The organism is Streptomyces sp. NPDC005494 (assembly GCF_042872025.1).
In the GTDB taxonomy this organism is placed as follows: domain Bacteria; phylum Actinomycetota; class Actinomycetes; order Streptomycetales; family Streptomycetaceae; genus Streptomyces.
In genome coordinates this window covers 1,040,600-1,056,409 of sequence record NZ_JBIAJR010000001.1, presented here as the reverse complement: position 1 = coordinate 1,056,409, position 15,810 = coordinate 1,040,600, and the positions used below count along the sequence as shown (strand labels likewise).

Annotated in this window: 16 protein-coding genes and 1 pseudogene; 9 read left to right on the top strand and 8 right to left on the bottom strand. The window is 71.9% G+C overall.

The genetic code is table 11. From position 1 onward, the window contains the following. Positions 1 to 89 precede the first annotated feature (89 nt). Both ACFYQ6_RS04700 and ACFYQ6_RS04695 read left to right on the top strand, forming a co-directional pair. Positions 90 to 491, top strand: coding sequence for an HGxxPAAW family protein (locus tag ACFYQ6_RS04700; protein ID WP_361571689.1), 402 nt, complete (start codon positions 90 to 92; stop codon positions 489 to 491). Positions 492 to 553: 62 nt separating this feature from the next. Then, positions 554 to 1,351: a phosphatase gene (locus ACFYQ6_RS04695; protein WP_361571686.1), complete on the top strand. Its 798-nt coding sequence runs from the start codon at positions 554 to 556 to the stop codon at positions 1,349 to 1,351. Here the strand turns inward: ACFYQ6_RS04695 and ACFYQ6_RS04690 are convergent. Then, positions 1,303 to 1,821, bottom strand: a pseudogene (locus ACFYQ6_RS04690) (helix-turn-helix transcriptional regulator); the annotation flags it as partial. The gene ACFYQ6_RS04695 and the pseudogene ACFYQ6_RS04690 overlap by 49 nt on opposite strands. 52 nt (positions 1,822 to 1,873) lie before the next feature. On the opposite strand from ACFYQ6_RS04690, the gene ACFYQ6_RS04685 reads away from it, so the two are divergent. Then, positions 1,874 to 2,095 carry a hypothetical protein gene (locus ACFYQ6_RS04685; RefSeq protein ID WP_388760494.1) on the top strand — a complete coding sequence of 74 codons (222 nt, stop codon included), beginning with the start codon at positions 1,874 to 1,876 and terminating at the stop codon, positions 2,093 to 2,095. A gap of 20 nt (positions 2,096 to 2,115) precedes the next feature. On the opposite strand, the gene ACFYQ6_RS04680 is transcribed toward ACFYQ6_RS04685, so the two are convergent. The 4 genes from ACFYQ6_RS04680 to ACFYQ6_RS04665 form a co-directional block, all read right to left on the bottom strand. Further along, complete coding sequence (locus ACFYQ6_RS04680) at positions 2,116 to 3,348, bottom strand: cytochrome P450 (RefSeq protein WP_388760491.1); 1,233 nt, start codon at positions 3,346 to 3,348, stop codon at positions 2,116 to 2,118. A gap of 133 nt (positions 3,349 to 3,481) precedes the next feature. After that, positions 3,482 to 4,441 (bottom strand): cation diffusion facilitator family transporter, encoded by a 960-nt coding sequence (locus ACFYQ6_RS04675; protein WP_388760487.1) that lies wholly within the window; start codon positions 4,439 to 4,441, stop codon positions 3,482 to 3,484. 150 nt (positions 4,442 to 4,591) lie between these two features. Next, positions 4,592 to 5,467 (bottom strand): acyl-CoA thioesterase II, encoded by an 876-nt coding sequence (locus tag ACFYQ6_RS04670; RefSeq protein ID WP_361571672.1) that lies wholly within the window; start codon positions 5,465 to 5,467, stop codon positions 4,592 to 4,594. A gap of 20 nt (positions 5,468 to 5,487) precedes the next feature. Beyond that, positions 5,488 to 6,645, bottom strand: a complete 1,158-nt coding sequence (locus ACFYQ6_RS04665) for an acyl-CoA dehydrogenase family protein (protein ID WP_361571669.1) — start codon at positions 6,643 to 6,645, stop codon at positions 5,488 to 5,490. A gap of 278 nt (positions 6,646 to 6,923) precedes the next feature. Between ACFYQ6_RS04665 and ACFYQ6_RS04660 the strand changes: the two genes are divergently transcribed. Further along, complete coding sequence (locus tag ACFYQ6_RS04660) at positions 6,924 to 7,352, top strand: Asp23/Gls24 family envelope stress response protein (protein WP_361571666.1); 429 nt, start codon at positions 6,924 to 6,926, stop codon at positions 7,350 to 7,352. A 61-nt stretch (positions 7,353 to 7,413) separates the two neighbouring features. On the opposite strand, the gene ACFYQ6_RS04655 is transcribed toward ACFYQ6_RS04660, so the two are convergent. After that, entirely contained in the window at positions 7,414 to 7,815 is a 402-nt protein-coding gene (locus tag ACFYQ6_RS04655; RefSeq protein WP_388760482.1) for a peptidase inhibitor family I36 protein, read from the bottom strand. A gap of 244 nt (positions 7,816 to 8,059) precedes the next feature. Here ACFYQ6_RS04655 and ACFYQ6_RS04650 point away from each other — a divergent pair, with 244 nt between their 5' ends. Both ACFYQ6_RS04650 and ACFYQ6_RS04645 read left to right on the top strand, forming a co-directional pair. After that, the gene (locus ACFYQ6_RS04650) at positions 8,060 to 8,401 is read left to right on the top strand and encodes a DUF5713 family protein (RefSeq protein WP_388760479.1); all 342 of its coding nucleotides are present in this window, start codon (positions 8,060 to 8,062) and stop codon (positions 8,399 to 8,401) included. Between the two features lie 81 nt (positions 8,402 to 8,482). Beyond that, on the top strand, positions 8,483 to 8,908 hold the full coding sequence (locus ACFYQ6_RS04645; RefSeq protein ID WP_361571658.1) for a hypothetical protein: 426 nt from the start codon (positions 8,483 to 8,485) through the stop codon (positions 8,906 to 8,908). Between the two features lie 67 nt (positions 8,909 to 8,975). Here ACFYQ6_RS04645 and ACFYQ6_RS04640 read toward each other — a convergent pair whose 3' ends face one another. Then, positions 8,976 to 10,565, bottom strand: a complete 1,590-nt coding sequence (locus tag ACFYQ6_RS04640; RefSeq protein ID WP_388760476.1) for a PucR family transcriptional regulator — start codon at positions 10,563 to 10,565, stop codon at positions 8,976 to 8,978. A gap of 121 nt (positions 10,566 to 10,686) precedes the next feature. Between ACFYQ6_RS04640 and ACFYQ6_RS04635 the strand changes: the two genes are divergently transcribed. The 3 genes from ACFYQ6_RS04635 (at position 10,687) to ACFYQ6_RS04625 (ending at position 15,066) form a co-directional block, all read left to right on the top strand. Then, positions 10,687 to 12,162 (top strand): sodium:solute symporter, encoded by a 1,476-nt coding sequence (locus ACFYQ6_RS04635; RefSeq protein ID WP_388760473.1) that lies wholly within the window; start codon positions 10,687 to 10,689, stop codon positions 12,160 to 12,162. Between the two features lie 256 nt (positions 12,163 to 12,418). Then, the gene (gene speB / locus ACFYQ6_RS04630; protein WP_356734894.1) at positions 12,419 to 13,387 is read left to right on the top strand and encodes an agmatinase; all 969 of its coding nucleotides are present in this window, start codon (positions 12,419 to 12,421) and stop codon (positions 13,385 to 13,387) included. Continuing rightward, positions 13,384 to 15,066 carry a thiamine pyrophosphate-binding protein gene (locus ACFYQ6_RS04625; protein ID WP_388760470.1) on the top strand — a complete coding sequence of 561 codons (1,683 nt, stop codon included), beginning with the start codon at positions 13,384 to 13,386 and terminating at the stop codon, positions 15,064 to 15,066. Before speB ends, ACFYQ6_RS04625 begins: the two co-directional genes overlap by 4 nt. A gap of 169 nt (positions 15,067 to 15,235) precedes the next feature. Here the strand turns inward: ACFYQ6_RS04625 and ACFYQ6_RS04620 are convergent, their stop codons facing one another. Beyond that, positions 15,236 to 15,592, bottom strand: a complete 357-nt coding sequence (locus ACFYQ6_RS04620) for a hypothetical protein (protein WP_361571646.1) — start codon at positions 15,590 to 15,592, stop codon at positions 15,236 to 15,238. Between the last annotated feature and the right edge of the window lie 218 nt (positions 15,593 to 15,810).

The window sequence follows — 15,810 nt, the reverse complement described above, 5'->3', positions numbered from 1 at the left end:
TCCCCTTAGTCTCTAAGTTACTTAGTTCGTAAGCTATTGGCGTCCGGTGCAGAGCCGGTCGCTGAACTATCACACCCCGAGGAGCCGACGTGAGCGCGCACGGTGACCACGACCTGGGCCACACCGTGGCCGGATGGACCGGTACGTCGATCGGCGCCCTGGGCAGCACGGTGCTGGGCGCCGCGGTCGTCACCGCGTCCGCCGCGGTCCTGTGGCTCGGCGTGGCGATCGTGGTCCTCGCGGCCCTGACCTGCTGGATCCTGCATCTGGCGGGATGGGGCAAGGCCACCGGGCCGCGCCCCCCGGCCCTCCAGGGCTGGCGGACCCGTGACACCGGCGCCCGCCTGGGCCACCCCGGCTGCCTCGGCTGCCGGCTGGCGGGCCGGGGCGGAGCGCGGGCCCTCCCGGCCGGGCGCCGCCCGCACGCCCCCGGGCCGCGCGCGGGAGTCGTGCGGGCGAACGGACGCGGGGCGGAACCGGCGCCGCGCTGACGGGGGATTTCGCCGTACGAGACACCGGGCACACAGCGCGCCCCCGACGGCACAATGGGTGCATGCCGATACCCAGCCGCGCCGCCCTCGTCGAGCACCTCGTCCGCACGCGCATCGCGGGCGACGTCGCCACCCCTCGTGACAACAACCTCTCCCACTACCGCCAGCTCGCGAACGGCAACCGCCATTTCTGGCTGGGCCTGGAGCTCGGGAACCGGTGGAGCGACGAGCAGGACGTGCTGGCCGTCATGGCCGAGAGATGCGGTGTCAGCGACGACCCGGAGCACCGGCAGGGGCAGGACACCATCGACCCGGAGCTGACGGTCGACGCCCTCGACCGTATGGCGGCCCGGCTGCGGAAGGCGGCGGCCGACGGGGAGCGGGTGCTCTTCGCGACCGGGCACCCGGGCGGGCTGCTGGACGTGCACCGGCAGACCGCGGACGCCCTGCGCGCCGCCGGATGCGAGATCGTACGGATCCCCGGCGGCCTGATGGCGGACGAGGGCATGGTCTTCCAGTTCGCCGACGTCGCGGTGCTGGAGCGCGGAGCCACCCTGTGGCACACCCACTCCCCGGTACCGATGGCCACGATCCTGGACGCCCTCGAGCGTGAGGGCCGCCCGCAGCCCGACCTGGTGGTCGCCGACCACGGCTGGGCCGGGTGCGCCGGGCAGCGCGGCATCGACTCGATCGGCTACGCGGACTGCAACGACCCCGCGCTGTTCCTGGGCGAGGCGGAAGGCACCCTCCAGGTCACCGTGCCCCTGGACGACCACGTCACCGACCCCCGGTTCTACGACCCGATGACCGACTACCTGCTGGACGCGGCCGGGCTGCTCCCCTCCGTGGAGCGTGCGTAACGCGCGGCGAGCTCCCTCAGGTGCGCCACGAGTTCGGGTGGCTCGGTCACCGTGAAGTCGAAGCCCAGCATGCCCAGATGGACGGCGAGGGAGTCCAGGGAGTCGGCTCCGGTGTCCAGGACGCAGGTCTCCGCGTCGACCGTCTCCACCGACCCCACGGCGGGGTTGATCCGCTCCAGGACCGCCGCCGCGGGGGCGTGGACCGTCACCCGGGCGTGATGGCGCCAGGCCGCGGCCGAGACCTTTCCCGCGACGTACGTGGCCGCGTTCCCCTCCGGGTCCTCCCGGGGGGCGAAGCGCGGGCCGGCCGGCAGCCGCGGCGTGAGCCGGTCCACGCGGAAGACGCGCCAGTCCTCGCGGTCCACGTCCCACGCCACGAGGTACCAGCGACGGCCCCAGTTCACGACGCGCTGGGGCTCGACCAGGCGGCGCGCCGAGGCTCCCGAGTGATCCCGGTAGTCCAACGTCAGGCCGTACTGGTTCAACGCCACGGCGGGATCCTCGGCCCACCTCTACTACGAGATGGCCCACGACCCGAGCGCCTGGGCGCCCAGGGAACGCGGCACCGTGCCCACCGCGGTGGCCGTCGCCCTGCCGTCCGACGTCGCGATCCGCCGCTTCGCCGAGCGCGACCACAACGTGGTCCGCTGGACCGAGTTCGACCGCGGCGGCAACTTCCTCTCCCTGGAGCAGCCCGAACTCCTCGTCGCGGACGTACGCGAGTTCTTCGCGGATCTCGGCTGAGCCGGCTCACCCCCGCCGGGTCAGCTCCGGCGCGGGCGCAGGCGCACGGGAAGCGACCGGTGGCCGTTGCTGATCAGGGAGGCCACCGGCCGCATGTCTCCGTCGGCAGGGGCGAGTTCGGCGTCGGGGAAGCGCTCGAAGAACGCTCCCAGCGCGATCTCCCCCTCCATGCGGGCCAGCGCCGCGCCGAGGCAGAAGTGGATGCCGTGCCCGAAGGCGAGGTGTTCCTTGGTGATCCTGGTGACGTCGAAGGCGTCCGGATCGGCGTGCCAGCCGGGGTGGCGGTTGGCCGCCGCGTAGGACGCGAGTATCGCCTCCCCCTCCGCGATGGTCCGCCCGTCGGGCAACGGGATGTCGGCGAGGGCGTACCGCAGGGGAAGGTGCTTGACCGGCGCTGAGTGGCGCAGGGCCTCCTCCACGACGTCCGGCCACGTCGCGCGGCCCTCCCGGACGTGGGTGAGCTGCTCGGGATGGGTGAGCAGGGCCGTGACGGCCTGGTCGATCAGGTTGACGGTGGTCTCGTAACCGGCGTTGATCATCAGGAGCAGCGTGTCGCGCAGCTCCTCCTCGGCCAGGGTCTGCCCGTCGGCGCCCTCCTCACCCAGCGCGATCAGCACGGACGCCATGTCCTCACCCGGATCGGCCCGCTTGGCGGCGATGAGGGCGTCGAGCATCGCGTACAGCTGCTCCGCGTTGGCGGCGGCCTCCTCGGGGGTCAGGGTGGTGGCGAACACGTCGTTGACGAGGCCGCGGAACTCGGTGGCCCGGTCCTCGGGGACACCCAGCAGCGTGCCGATGACCGCGATGGGCAGCGGATAGGCGAACAGCTCCCGTACGTCGGCGACCTCGCCCGGGGGCGTGGCCTCCAGTCCGTCCAGCAGCCGCTCCACGATGCCCTCGACGGTCGGCTGCAGCGCGGCGATGCGCCGTGCGCTGAACGCCGGGGCGACGATGCGGCGCAGACGCCGGTGGTCCCCGCCGTACGCGGTGAACATGTTCGTCGCGGCCACCCACAGGGCCAGCGGCCAGGTCTGCACGGCGTCCTCGAAGCCGGGCCAGTGCCGGCGCGCGTCCTTGGACACGTCCGGGCTGGTCAGTAACTCCTTCAGCAGGACCGGATCGGTCACCGACCAGGCCTCCACCCCGAGGATGTCGATACGGGCGGCGGACCCCTGGGCGCGCAGGAGTGCGTGTTCCGCCTCCGCGTCGCGGGCGGCGGGGTCCAGGACGAAGGGCGGCGGGTGGTGCGTCATGGCCGGGTACTCCTCGCTCGGCGAAGCGGACGGCCGGGTCCTACCCCTCGCGCGGAGCCCGGACCCCGGCCTTTCGCAGCACTCCGCCCGTCCGTTGTGCGACCGGCTCACGCCCGGTCCACCGGCGCCCGTCTCAGCTGCCGGCGCGCGCCTCCGGCCGCTGCCTGCGCCCCGGAGTCGGGTCCAGGTACACCCGCTGGACGGCCGGGTAGCGCTCCCGCAACTGCTGTTCCGCCTCCTCGCACGCCCACTCGATCTGCCGGGCCGTCGACGCGTCCCGGAAGTCGACCTTGGCGGCGACCAGCAGCTCCGAGGGGCCCTGGATCAGCGTGGTCAGCTCCAGCACCTCGACGATGTGCGGCACCGACAGCAGTTCCTCGCGCACCCCGGCCCGCATCTCCGCCGGCAGCGGACGGCCGATCAGCAGCTGGGCGTTGGACCGGCAGAGCACCCAGGCCACGTACACCAGCAGGAAGCCGATCAGGACCGAGGCGATGCCGTCCCAGACCCCGGAACCGGTCAGCTGCCCGCCGAGCAGACCGCCTGCCGCCAGCAGCAGTCCGGCCAGGGCCGCCGAGTCCTCCATCACGACCGCCTTGACCGCCGTGTCGGGGGTCCGGCGCAGATAGCGCGGCGCGGGCATCCGCAGCCGGGCGGCCTCGCCGCGCACCTGCCGGACACCCGTGCGCAGCGAGAAGCCCTCCAGCAGGAAGGCCACCGCGAGCACGATGTACGAGACGAGCGGATCGCCCAGCTCCTCGCCCTTGAGCAGGGTGTGGATCCCGTCGTACAGGGAGAACACCGCGCCGCCGACGAACGTCGCGACGGCGGCGAGCATCGCCCAGATGTACCGCTCGGGGCCGTAGCCCAGGGGATGGGCCTCGTCGGGCGGCTTCTCGCTGCGCTTGAGCGCGGTGAGCAGCATGACCTCGGTGACGGTGTCGGCGACGGAGTGCGCGGCCTCCGAGAGCATCGCGCTCGAACCGCTGATCAGTCCCGCCGCCAGCTTCGCCACGGCGATCCCGAGATTGGCCGCCGCCGCGACGACGACGGTGAACGTGGACTCGCCGCCCTCGGTCTGCTCGTCACCCATGGTGGGCAGTATGTCCGAATGTGCGGGTTCGGTCCCTCGGGACGCGGCGTGAAGTGCGAACCCGGTTCCGGTCCCTCGGGACGCGACGTCGGTTCCTCGGGGCGCGCTCCAGTTCCTCGGGACGCGGTGGCAGTCCCTCGGGACGCGGTGTCAGTCCCTCGGGACGCGGACGAGCCCTTCCTGGATGACCGTGATGGCCAGCTTCCCGTCCGCCGTCCAGATCCTCGCCTGCCCGAGACCCCGTCCGCCGGAGGCCGAGGGCGACTCCTGGTCGTACAGCAGCCACTCGTCGGCGCGGAACGGGCGGTGGAACCACATCGCGTGATCGAGACTGGCACCCACCACGTCACCGACCGACCAGCCGCCGCGCCCGTGGGCGAGCAGCACGGAGTCGAGCAGCGTCATGTCGGAGACGTACGTCGCCAGGCAGACGTGCAGCAGGGGATCGTCCGCCAGCTTGCCGTGGGTCCGGAACCAGACCTGGGAGCGGGGCTCGCGCGGTTCGCCGGCGGTGGCGAACGGAGGCGCGTCGACGTACCTCAGGTCCACGGCCGCCCGGGCCTCCAGCAGCCGGTCCACCATGCTCGGGTCGGTGAAGCGGTGCGCGTGGCGCGGCAGCATCTCCGCCGTCGTCGGCAGGGTCTCCGGGTCCGGCGCCGAGGGCATGACGGCCTGGTGGTCCAAGCCCTCCTCGTGCACCTGGAAGGACGCCGAGAGGTGGAAGATCGGCTTGCCGTGCTGCACGGCGACGACCCGGCGGGTGGTGAAGGACCGCCCGTCGCGGATCCGGTCGACGCTGTAGACGATGGACGCGCCGGGGTCACCCGGGCGCAGGAAGTACGCGTGCAGGGAGTGGGCACCCCGGTCGTCGGGGACCGTGCGCCCGGCGGCGACCAGGGCCTGGGCCGCGACCTGGCCGCCGAAGACGCGGGGCACCACGGCCGAACGGCTCGTGCCCCGGAAGATGTCCTGCTCGATCTGCTCGAGGTCGAGCAGATCGAGCAGGGAGTCGAGTGCTGCGCTCATGGATGAGAACGTAGCCGCTCTCAGAGACCCATGGACTTGGCGATGATCGACTTCATGACCTCGCTGGTGCCGCCGTAGATGCGGTTGACGCGGTTGTCCGTGTAGAGCCGGGCGATCGGGTACTCGTTCATGAAGCCGTAGCCACCGTGCAGCTGGAGGCAGCGGTCGATCACGCGGTGCGCGACCTCGGTGCAGAACAGCTTCGCCGAAGCGGCCTCGGCGGGGGTGAGCTCACCCGCGTCCAGAGCCTCGATCGCGCGGTCGCAGACGGCCTCGGCCGCGTCGACCTCGGCCTTGCAGGCGGCCAGCTCGAACTTGGTGTTCTGGAAGGACGCGACCGTCTTGCCGAAGACGGTGCGGTCCTGGGTGTACTGCTGGGCGAACCGCACGGCGGCCTTCGCCTGCGCGTACGCGCCGACGGCGATGCCGAGGCGCTCCTGCGGGAGGTTCTGGCCGAGGTAGGAGAAGCCCTTGTTCTCCTCGCCCAGGAGGTCCTCGACGGGAACCTTGACGTCGACGAAGGCCAGCTCGGCGGTGTCGGAGACCTTCAGGCCCAGCTTGTCGAGCTTGCGTCCGACCGAGTAGCCCTCGGACTTGGTGTCGACCACCAGGAGCGAGATGCCGTGGCGGCGGTCGTCGGCCTTGGGGGCGTCCGTGCGGGCACAGACGATGACCTTGTCGGCGTGCACACCACCGGTGATGAAGGTCTTGGCGCCGTTGAGGACGTAGTGCGTGCCGTCCTCGGAGAGCTTGGCCGTCGTCTTCATGCCGGCCAGGTCCGAACCGGTGCCCGGCTCGGTCATGGCTATCGCGTACATCGACTTGCCGGAGACGAAGTCCGGCAGCCAGCGCTTCTTCTGCTCCTCGGTGGCGTACGCCTTGAGGTACGGCAGACAGAGCAGGACGTGCACACCGGAGCCGCCGAAGGAGATGCCCGCGCGGGCGGTCTCCTCGTACAGGATGGCCTCGAACTTGAAGGACTCCACGCCCGCGCCGCCGTACTCCTCGGGCACCTCGATGCCGAAGATGCCCAGCTCGGCGAGCTTGTAGTAGAAGTCGCGGGGCGCCTGGCCCGCCGCGAACCACTCGTCGTAGACGGGGACGACCTCGGACTCGATGAAGGCGCGGATGGTCTCCCGGAACGCCTCGTGGTCCTCGTTGTAAACCGTACGGCGCACGGGATGCCTCCTGGTGTCAGCTTCAGCTTCGGTCGCGGTGGCTAAGCGCTTGCTCAGTCCCGGTTCAAAAGTTACCCGGCGGTCACGGTGGCTGTCCAGGGTGATGCGCAGCACGCGCGGGCACACCGCGGGGCGCCCGGGCGGACCGGTGGCGGAGCGTGGCCGGACGGAGCGCTGCGTATGCCTCGATGGCGGGGGAGGGCGGTCAGGCGCACAGTGAAATGAGAGCCGGTGAGGACGCGAGCAGCCTCGCCGCATCAACTCCCTGTGAGGCAGTCATGGCTGAATTCGGAACCCCGGGCGGGAATTCGGGTGAGAAGACGCGTGGCAGGACCACCATCGCCGACGGAGTGGTGGCCACCATCGCCGGTATAGCCATCCGCGAGACCGAGGGCGTGCACTCGGTGGGCCGGGGCGCGTCGAAGGCGATAGGCGCCGTTGCGGGGCGCGTGGGCGGGTCCTCCGGTGGCGGACGTGGCGTGAAGGTGGAGGTCGGCGAGAAGCAGGCCGCAGTGGATGTCGACATCGAGGTCGAGTACGGCGTGGCGATCCACGAACTCGCGGACAAGGTCAGGGGCAATGTGACCGACGCGGTGGAGTCGATGACGGGACTGGAGGTCGTCGAGATCAACATCAACGTCTTCGACGTCCACATCCCGGGGGACGACGACGAGGACGAGGGCGAGGACCGCTCCCGCGTGCGGTGAGCGACCCCGCCCGGTCGGCACCGGTCACGGCACCCGCCCCACGGGGCGGGCCGGGCGCGGCCTACTGGGGCCGGAAGGAACGGATCTGGTAGTTCCCCTGGAGGTTGCCGCCCTGACCGGCGAGCGTGGAGCCGACACGCGAGTTGAAGTTGGTCTGCGTGTAGTACTGCACGCGGTGCTCGGTCTTGTTCCACACGGAGCGGACGTTCTTCCCGGCGCGGATGAAGGAGCAGTTGTCGGCGGTGTTCCGCATCTCGGCGGCCGACCACTGACAGCGTGTCCCCTCGCCGTTCCACCCGTCGAAGGCGCAGAAGTAACCGTGGGTGCAGCGCGTGAACGCGGCGCTCGGAGCGGAGGCCCCGGTGGCTGTCGGCCTGGTCGTGTCCGTGGCCGAGACGGGGCCTGTGCCCAGTCCGAAGGCCAGGACGATCGCGGTGGTGGCGAGTGCGGTGATGCGCTTCACGGAGAGACCTTTCGCTGTTGCGTGCCGGGCGATGCCCGTGATCAACGGCAGCGTGCCACCCCGTTGACCTGCCCGGACAGGCCCTGAAAGGGGGGCGCGCGAGGCCTGTTCGACGCGTCGGAGCGCGCCTGTGCGCACCGGCGCGCAGGCGCTGTCCGCTGTCTGCTCCCCGTCCGGCCGGGCTCTGTCAGTGGTGTGGTGCACCATCGAGTGGACGGAGCAAGGATGTGACGGGGGGACGGTCGTGACGATCACGAACCGGCAGATGGCGGGGCACGCGTTCCTGGGCGGGATGTACGCGGACGAGTACTTCCCGGACCACGTCGTGGACAAGGGGAAGGCCGTCCTGGTGCGGCTCTGCGAGCGGATCGAGGCCGAGCGGCCCGACGGCCTGCCGGCGCTCTATGCGCTGACTCACGCGGCGACGGAGGAATTCAACGATCTGGAAACCGAGTTCGAGGCGGCGGGAAGCGAGATCGAGACCACCGCGCGCGAGGAGATAGGCGAGGACTTCTGGCGCATCGCGACCGCGTACGGCTTCGCGGGGGCGGACGCGGAGGAACTGATCGCCACGCGGGAATGGTGAACGGCGGCCTGCCCGGCGGCCGGAGGAGGAGCGGTCCGGTGGCGTCGGCCGGCCGTGCGGTGACCGCTGTACATTCCCGGCATGGGTGATCTGTTCGTGGTGGACCTCGCGTTGGACCTGGGTGCTGCCACGCCGGGCGAGTTCGTGGACGGACTGAGGTGGCACCTCGGTACCGACGCGGGCGGACACGAGGACGCGAAGGGTGCCCCCGCAGGCCGACCTGCCGACGCCTGCCCCCTCCTGGCCGACCGCGGTCCGGCCGCCCGTACCGGTGGGTTGCTGGTGGGCGAGCTGACCCGTGGCGAGAAGGGCTGGTCGCTGACCGTGCGGCAGGAGGTGCACGCGGAGTCCCTGCCGGACCTGGAGCCGCTCCTGGAGCAGTTGGCGCGGCACTCGCGCACCGAGGGCGTCATCGGACAGATCCGCTTCTACGAGGATCACGTGCCGGAACTGCTGATCAGCGAGGCGGGCGCGCTGGTGAGGATGGGCCTCGAGCCCTCCGGGTGAACGCCCTGCGGACGCACGGACGCACGGACGCACGGATGGACGGCGCTGCGGCGCGTCCGGGGCCGGGTCATCGCAGCGCGAACCACAGCTCCGTCCGTACGTCCATGTCGTCCAGGTCCGCGTCCAGCAGCGCAGCGCACCGGGCGATGCGCTGGCGCACCGTGTTGCGGTGGATGCGCAGGGCCACCGCCGTGCGGTCCCAGCTGCCGTGGAGGCTCAGCCAGCAGCGCAGGGTCTCGGCCAGGGGTTCGGTCAACGGGGCCAGGAGGGCGCGGGAGTGGGCCTCGGCGCGGTCCGGGGGGATGAGGTCGGCCAGACCTCCGATGCCGGGGCGGTGTCTGGTGAGGGCGGCGTGGGTGGCCTCCGCGTGACCCAGTGCGCGGGCCGCCTGGGCATCGGCCGCGGGCAGTGCCGAGGCGGGGGTGGGTTCGGAGGCGCCGAGCGTCCAGCCGGGCTGCGGGGCCACCTCGGCGACGCCGGGCAGCAGGACCCGTACCGTCTCCCGGTCCACGTCGGACAGGGCGGAGCCCAGCGCGGCGGCGAGCGCGCCGGCGGTCAGGGCGTCGGCCGGTGCGCCGTCGGTGCGCCGGGCGTGGACCACCGTCCAGGAGTCGCCGTCGCCCAGCAGCGGGGCCACCTCCTGCGGGGTCGCGCCCAGCAGCAGGCGTACGAGCGCGGCCGAGCGGCCCGCCGCGTCCGCGCCCTGGTGCGGGGCGGTGAGCAGCGAAAGGAGTACGACGGCGATACCGGCGACGGTGTGGTCGCCGGACTCACGCCGGGGCGTGGCCAGGACCAGGGAGAGGCCCTGCGCACCGCCGAGCGCGTACGCGGAGAGCTGGCTTCCGCCGCGTGTGTCGGTCGCCGAGGAGGGGCTCGGCTTCCGGGCGGGCGAGCCGGGCGGTGCGGGTGAGGCGGATGAGGCGGATGAGGCGGATGAGGCGGGCAAGCCGGACGATGCGGGTGAGGTGGGGGAGACCGACGACACGGGTGACGTGGAGGAGACGGAGGAAGCGGATGTGGTGGGGGAGGCGGGTGGTGCGGGGGTCACCACCCGGGCCAGTCGCGCCAGTGCCGCCCGCACATCCGGTGCCGTACGTCCTCCCGCCGCGTGCAGCACCTCGCCGTCCGCCGTGAGCAGCGCGACCCTGCCCTCCAGCTGCACGGCCAGCTGCCGCAGCACCGCTGGCACCGGGTCGGGCCGGGCCGCGGCCGTCGCCAGGGCCTGCTGGGCCCGGGTCACCCGGCGCAGCTCACGGTGGCGGGCCTCCGCCATGAGCCGCCACACCGCCCGGGCGATCGCGGCGAAGCGCGTCTCGGGCGGCACCTCCAGCAGCGGCAGCCCGTGCCGCTCGCACGCCTCCACCAGGGCCTCCGGCACCGTGTCGTGCACCGGCGCCACCCCGAAGCCGAGCGCCGCCGCCCCCGCCTGGACCAGCCGGGCCACATAGGTGTCGGCGTCGGCGAGCTGGACCCCCGCGGTCAGCACCAGTTCGCCGCCGAGCAGATACGGATACGGGTCGGCCATCTCCGAGGTGTGCACCCACAGCAGATCCGCGTGGTCCGGACCGGCGATCCGGTGCAGTCCGAGCTCCTCCCGGGCCAGCAGTCCGGCCAGCGGGATGGGCGGGGAAGGAGGTCCGGCGGGGGAGTCCGGCATGGATGATCCATCTGGTCGGCGAGGTGAGGATGGAGGAAACGTACACTTCAGCGTCGGCTTCCAGCCACCTACCGTCTTGACGACACGTGACCTCGAACGGAAACGAGACGGAGGTAAGCCCATGGCTGTCGACTACGCGGTGATCGTCGTCTATCTGGCCGGCATGCTCGCCATGGGCTGGTGGGGCATGCGCCGCGCCAAGTCCAAGAGTGAGTTCCTGGTCGCCGGGCGCCGGCTCGGCCCCTGGATGTACTCCGGCACCATGGCCGCGATCGTCCTCGGCGGTGCCTCGACCATCGGCGGCGTCGGCCTCGGCTACCAGTACGGGCTCTCCGGCGCCTGGATGGTCTTCACGATCGGCCTCGGGCTGCTGGCCCTGTCCGTGTTCTTCTCCGCCCGCATCGCCCGGCTGAAGGTCTACACCGTCTCCGAGATGCTCGACCTGCGCTACGGCGGCCGGGCCGGGATCATCTCGGGCGTCGTCATGTGGGCATACACGCTGATGCTCGCGGTGACGTCGACCATCGCCTACGCCACGATCTTCGACGTCCTGTTCGACATCGACCGGACCGTCGCGATCGTCCTCGGCGGCGCCATCGTCGTCGCGTACTCGACGCTCGGCGGCATGTGGTCGATCACGATCACCGACATGGTGCAGTTCGTCGTCAAGACCATCGGCGTTCTGCTCCTCCTCCTGCCGATCGCCGTGATCAAGGCCGGCGGCTTCAGCGAGATGAAGGCGCAGCTGCCCACGGAGTACTTCGACCCGCTGGGCATCGGCGGCGAGACGATCTTCACGTACGTCCTGATCTACACCTTCGGCATGCTGATCGGCCAGGACATCTGGCAGCGCGTGTTCACCGCGCGCAGCGACAGCACGGCACGCTGGGGCGGCACCGTCGCCGGCACCTACTGCCTGGTGTACGCGATCGCCGGAGCCGTCATCGGCACGGCCGCCAAGGTGATGTACCCGAAGCTGGCCAGCGCGGACGCGGCCTTCGCGACCATCGTGAAGGACGAGCTGCCGGTCGGCGTGCGCGGGCTCGTGCTGGCCGCCGCGCTCGCCGCGGTGATGTCCACCTCCTCCGGCGCGCTGATCGCCTGCGCCACCGTGGCCAACAACGACATCTGGTCGCGGCTGCGGGGCGTGGTCGCCGGGGGCGGCGGCGAGGAACGGGACGAGGTGAAGGGGAACCGGGCGTTCATCCTCATCATGGGCGTCGCCGTGATCGTGATCGCCATCGCGCTCAACGACGTCGTCGAGGCCCTGACCGTCGCCTACAACCTGCTGGTCGGCGGGCTGCTCGTCCCGATCCTGGGCGGTCTGCTGTGGCGCCGGGGCACGGCGGCGGGCGCGCTGGCCGCCGTCGTCGTCGGCGGCGTCGCGGTGATCGGGCTGATGGCCGGGTACGGGATCCTCGCGAACGAGCCGGTCTACTACGGGCTGCTCGCCTCGCTCGCCGTGTACGTCGTCGTCTCGCTGGCGACGAAGCCGACCGACGCCGCCGTGCTGGCCGCATGGCGCGAGCGGCTGGCCGGGCGGGGTGCCGAGGACGGTGCCGAGGGCCCGGCCACCCCGGACGCGGTCACCGTCTGACCCACCGTGCCGGAGACGGGCCCTCCCGCACCGCGGAGCCCTTCTCCGTCGCAGGGGGTGGACCGGCTCCCACCTCAGGGCCTGCTCCCACCTCAGGGCCTGCTCCCACCTCAGGACCGGCCCCCACCTCAGGACCGGCCCTCACCTCAGGGCCGGCCCCCACCTCAGAGGGCAGCCCGTGTCCGCCCCCTGAAAGACTGAATACCGGATCAACGCCCACAAGGCGTGCATCGTTGAACGAAAGGCACCCGCACTCATGAGCAGCAACGAAACGCCGCGCGGACCCGTCGACTCCTCCCGCGTCCCGCGGTACGCCGGACCCGCGACGTTCGCCCGGCTGCCGCGGCTCGACGAGGTCGGCTCCGCCGATGTCGCCGTCGTCGGCGTGCCCTTCGACACCGGTGTCTCCTACCGCCCCGGCGCCCGCTTCGGCGGCAACGCCATCCGCGAGGCCTCCCGGCTCCTGCGCCCGTACAACCCGGCGCAGGACGCCTCCCCGTTCGCACTCGCCCAGGTCGCCGACGCCGGGGACATCGCCGCGAACCCCTTCAACATCAACGAGGCCGTCGAGACCATCGAGGCCGCCGCCGACGACCTCCTCGGCACCGGCGCCCGGCTGATGACGCTCGGTGGCGACCACACCATCGCGCTGCCCCTGCTGCGTTCCGTCGCCAAGAAGCACGGCCCCGTCGCCCTGCTCCACTTCGACGCCCACCTGGACACCTGGGACACCTACTTCGGCGCCGAGTACACCCACGGCACCCCGTTCCGCCGCGCCGTCGAGGAGGGCATCCTCGACACCGAGGCGCTGTCCCACGTCGGCACCCGCGGCCCGCTCTACGGCAAGCAGGACCTCACCGACGACGCCAAGCTGGGCTTCGGCATCGTCACGTCCGCCGACGTCATGCGCCGTGGCGTGGACGAGATCACCGACCAGCTGCGGCAGCGCATCGGTGACCGCCCGCTCTACATCTCCATCGACATCGACGTGCTCGACCCGGCGCACGCACCCGGCACCGGTACCCCCGAGGCAGGCGGCCTCACCTCGCGCGAGCTCCTGGAGATCGTGCGCGGGCTCTCCTCCTGCCACCTCGTCTCGGCGGACCTGGTCGAGGTCGCCCCGGCGTACGATCACGCGGAGATCACGTCCGTCGCCGCCTCGCACACGGCGTACGAGCTGACGACGATCATGTCCCGCCAGATCGCGGAGGGCCGCACCCAGTGAGCCACGACCACGACGACCGCCCGCAGCTCACCGCCGCCCAGGCCGAAGCGGCACTGAACCCCCCGTCCGGCCGCAACGGCGGCGACCTCGTCGTCGAGACCCTCCAGGGTCTCGGCGCGACCACCGTCTTCGGGCTGCCCGGACAGCACGCGCTCGGCATGTTCGACGCGCTGCGCCGCTCCTCGCTCTCGTACATCGGGCTGCGCGTCGAGAACAACGCGGGCTTCGCCGCCGACGCCTACGGGCGCATCACCGGTGAGGTGGCCCCCCTGCTGCTCTCCACCGGCCCGGGCGCGCTCACCTCCCTGGCCGCGCTCCAGGAGGCGGCAGCCGCGTCCGCGCCCGTGCTCGCGATCTCCAGCCAGATCCCCACCGCAGGACTCGGCGGTGGGCGCCACGGCTATCTGCACGAGCTCCGCGACCAGAAGGCGTCCTTCCGGGACATCGTGAAGTCCGTGCACACCGTCCGCACGGCGTCACAGATCCCCTCCGCGATCGCCGCCGCCTGGGAGTCCGCGCTCACGGCCCCGCACGGGCCGGTCTGGGTGGAGATCCCGCAGGACGTGCTGCTCGCCGGGACGGTCCTGCCCGTGGTCAGCGCGCTCGACGCCACCCCGCGCGAGCTGTACCCGCGACCGGAGCTGACCCTCGCGGCGGCCCACCTGCTGTCGAACGCCGAGCGTCCGGTGATCATCGCGGGCGGCGGGGTCGTACGCTCCGACGCCGCCGGCAAGCTGCGCGCGCTCGCGGAGAAGATCGACGCCCCGGTCGTCACGACCTTCGGCGGCAAGGGCGCCTTCCCCTGGGAGCACCCGCTCTCGCTCAGGTCCTGGCTGGAGGACCGGTACACCACCGACTTCCTGGAGTCGGCGGACGTGCTGCTGGTCGTCGGGTCGGGGCTCGGCGAGCTCTCCTCGAACTACCACACCTTCGCGCCGCGAGGCCGGGTCATCCAGATCGAGGCCGACGCCGGGAAGCTGGAGTCCAACCACCCCGCCCTCGGTATCCACTCCGACGCCCGCGAGGCCCTGGCCGACCTCCTGGAGGCGGTGGAGCCCCGCGAGGACGACACCGCCGCCGAGCGCGTACGGTCGCTGCTGGACCGGGTCCACGAGCGGATCTCGGCCCAGGACCTCACGCTGGAGCAGCAGGTGCTCGCCTCCGTACGTGAGGCGTTGCCCGACAGCTCGCCCAGCTTCTGGGACATGACGATCCTCGCCTACTGGGCCTGGTCCGCCTTCGACGCCCGCCACCCGAACACGATGCACTCGGCGCAGGGCGCGGGCGGTCTCGGCTACGGCTTCCCGGCCGCCATCGGCGCGGCCGCCGCCGATCCGACGAAGCCGGTGCTCGCGGTCTCCGGTGACGGCGGCGCGATGTACTCCATCGCCGAACTCGCCACCGTGCGGCAGTACGACCTGCCCGTCACCTGGCTGATCGTCGACGACGGGGGCTACGGCATCCTGCGCGAGTACATGACGGGTGCCTTCGGCGAGGCCACGGCCACCGAGCTCTCCCGCCCGGACTTCGTCGCCCTGGCCGAGTCCTTCGGCGTGCCCGCGGTCCTCACCAGCCCGGAGACCCTGGCCGCCGACCTCGGCAAGGCCCTCGCCGCGCCTGGCCCGTCGGTCGTGGTGCTCCCCGCACTGCTGAAGATGTTCGAGCCGACGCACCTCTAGGCCGAGGCACCTCCAGGCCGAGGCACCTCTAGGCCGAGGCACCTCCGGGCCGAGGCACCTCCGGGCCGAGGCACCTCCAGGCCGAGGCACCCTCACGCCGGCGCGCGTTCAGGGGGAGGGCGGCCGGTCCCCGGGACGGAGCAGCCCCGGGGACCGGCCGCCGATCCGCTCACACGGCTTTACCGATCGCCGCCTCCTGCGCGGCGCGGCCCTCGTGGAAGCGCTCCTGGAGGGCGCTGTCACGCAGGGAGCCGGGCAGGCCCCTCCCGGAGGGCAGCAGATCGGGCAGGGACCTGAACACCACGGCCGCCGGCCTCGCCTGCCCTCTGTTCCTGGCCGCCAGCAGGTACTTCCCGGCCGCGTGGAGGTGCTTGGTCAGGTGCTTGGACGGCTCCAGGGCCAGTTTCCGCACGACGTCCGCCCGGCCGAGCGAATGGTGATCGCCCTCGCCGAGTCTCTCCAGTTCCGCCAGTGCCGCGTACAGCCGACCGCAGAGGTACGCCTCCGCCTTCGGGTCGTTCGTCATCGCCTTCCCCGTTCCTGTGAGCCCTGTGAGCGCGGACATCCATACCCCGCTGGTCCTAGGACCACCCCGGGCACCCCTGGGCCCATCGGCCGAGAATTGTTGCGGAAGGATGAAATCCGCTGCCGGCCGCGTTGGGGACATGCGGTAGGTCAGGTGGGGCAACGGGGCGAAATTCAGGAGGCACGGGTGGCGGGCGCGGAGAAACAGGGCGTGGCGGA

Bases quoted from the DNA above. Each gene is read 5' to 3' on its own strand.
- ACFYQ6_RS04695 (WP_361571686.1), top strand. From the start codon at position 554: ATGCCGATACCCAGCCGCGCCGCCCTCGTCGAGCACCTCGTCCGCACG.
- ACFYQ6_RS04685 (WP_388760494.1), top strand. From the start codon at position 1,874: ATGGCCCACGACCCGAGCGCCTGGGCGCCCAGGGAACGCGGCACCGTG.
- ACFYQ6_RS04680 (WP_388760491.1), bottom strand. From the start codon at position 3,348: ATGACGCACCACCCGCCGCCCTTCGTCCTGGACCCCGCCGCCCGCGAC.
- ACFYQ6_RS04675 (WP_388760487.1), bottom strand. From the start codon at position 4,441: ATGGGTGACGAGCAGACCGAGGGCGGCGAGTCCACGTTCACCGTCGTC.
- ACFYQ6_RS04670 (WP_361571672.1), bottom strand. From the start codon at position 5,467: ATGAGCGCAGCACTCGACTCCCTGCTCGATCTGCTCGACCTCGAGCAG.
- ACFYQ6_RS04660 (WP_361571666.1), top strand. From the start codon at position 6,924: ATGGCTGAATTCGGAACCCCGGGCGGGAATTCGGGTGAGAAGACGCGT.
- ACFYQ6_RS04645 (WP_361571658.1), top strand. From the start codon at position 8,483: ATGGGTGATCTGTTCGTGGTGGACCTCGCGTTGGACCTGGGTGCTGCC.
- ACFYQ6_RS04640 (WP_388760476.1), bottom strand. From the start codon at position 10,565: ATGCCGGACTCCCCCGCCGGACCTCCTTCCCCGCCCATCCCGCTGGCC.
- ACFYQ6_RS04635 (WP_388760473.1), top strand. From the start codon at position 10,687: ATGGCTGTCGACTACGCGGTGATCGTCGTCTATCTGGCCGGCATGCTC.
- speB (WP_356734894.1), top strand. From the start codon at position 12,419: ATGAGCAGCAACGAAACGCCGCGCGGACCCGTCGACTCCTCCCGCGTC.
- ACFYQ6_RS04620 (WP_361571646.1), bottom strand. From the start codon at position 15,592: ATGACGAACGACCCGAAGGCGGAGGCGTACCTCTGCGGTCGGCTGTAC.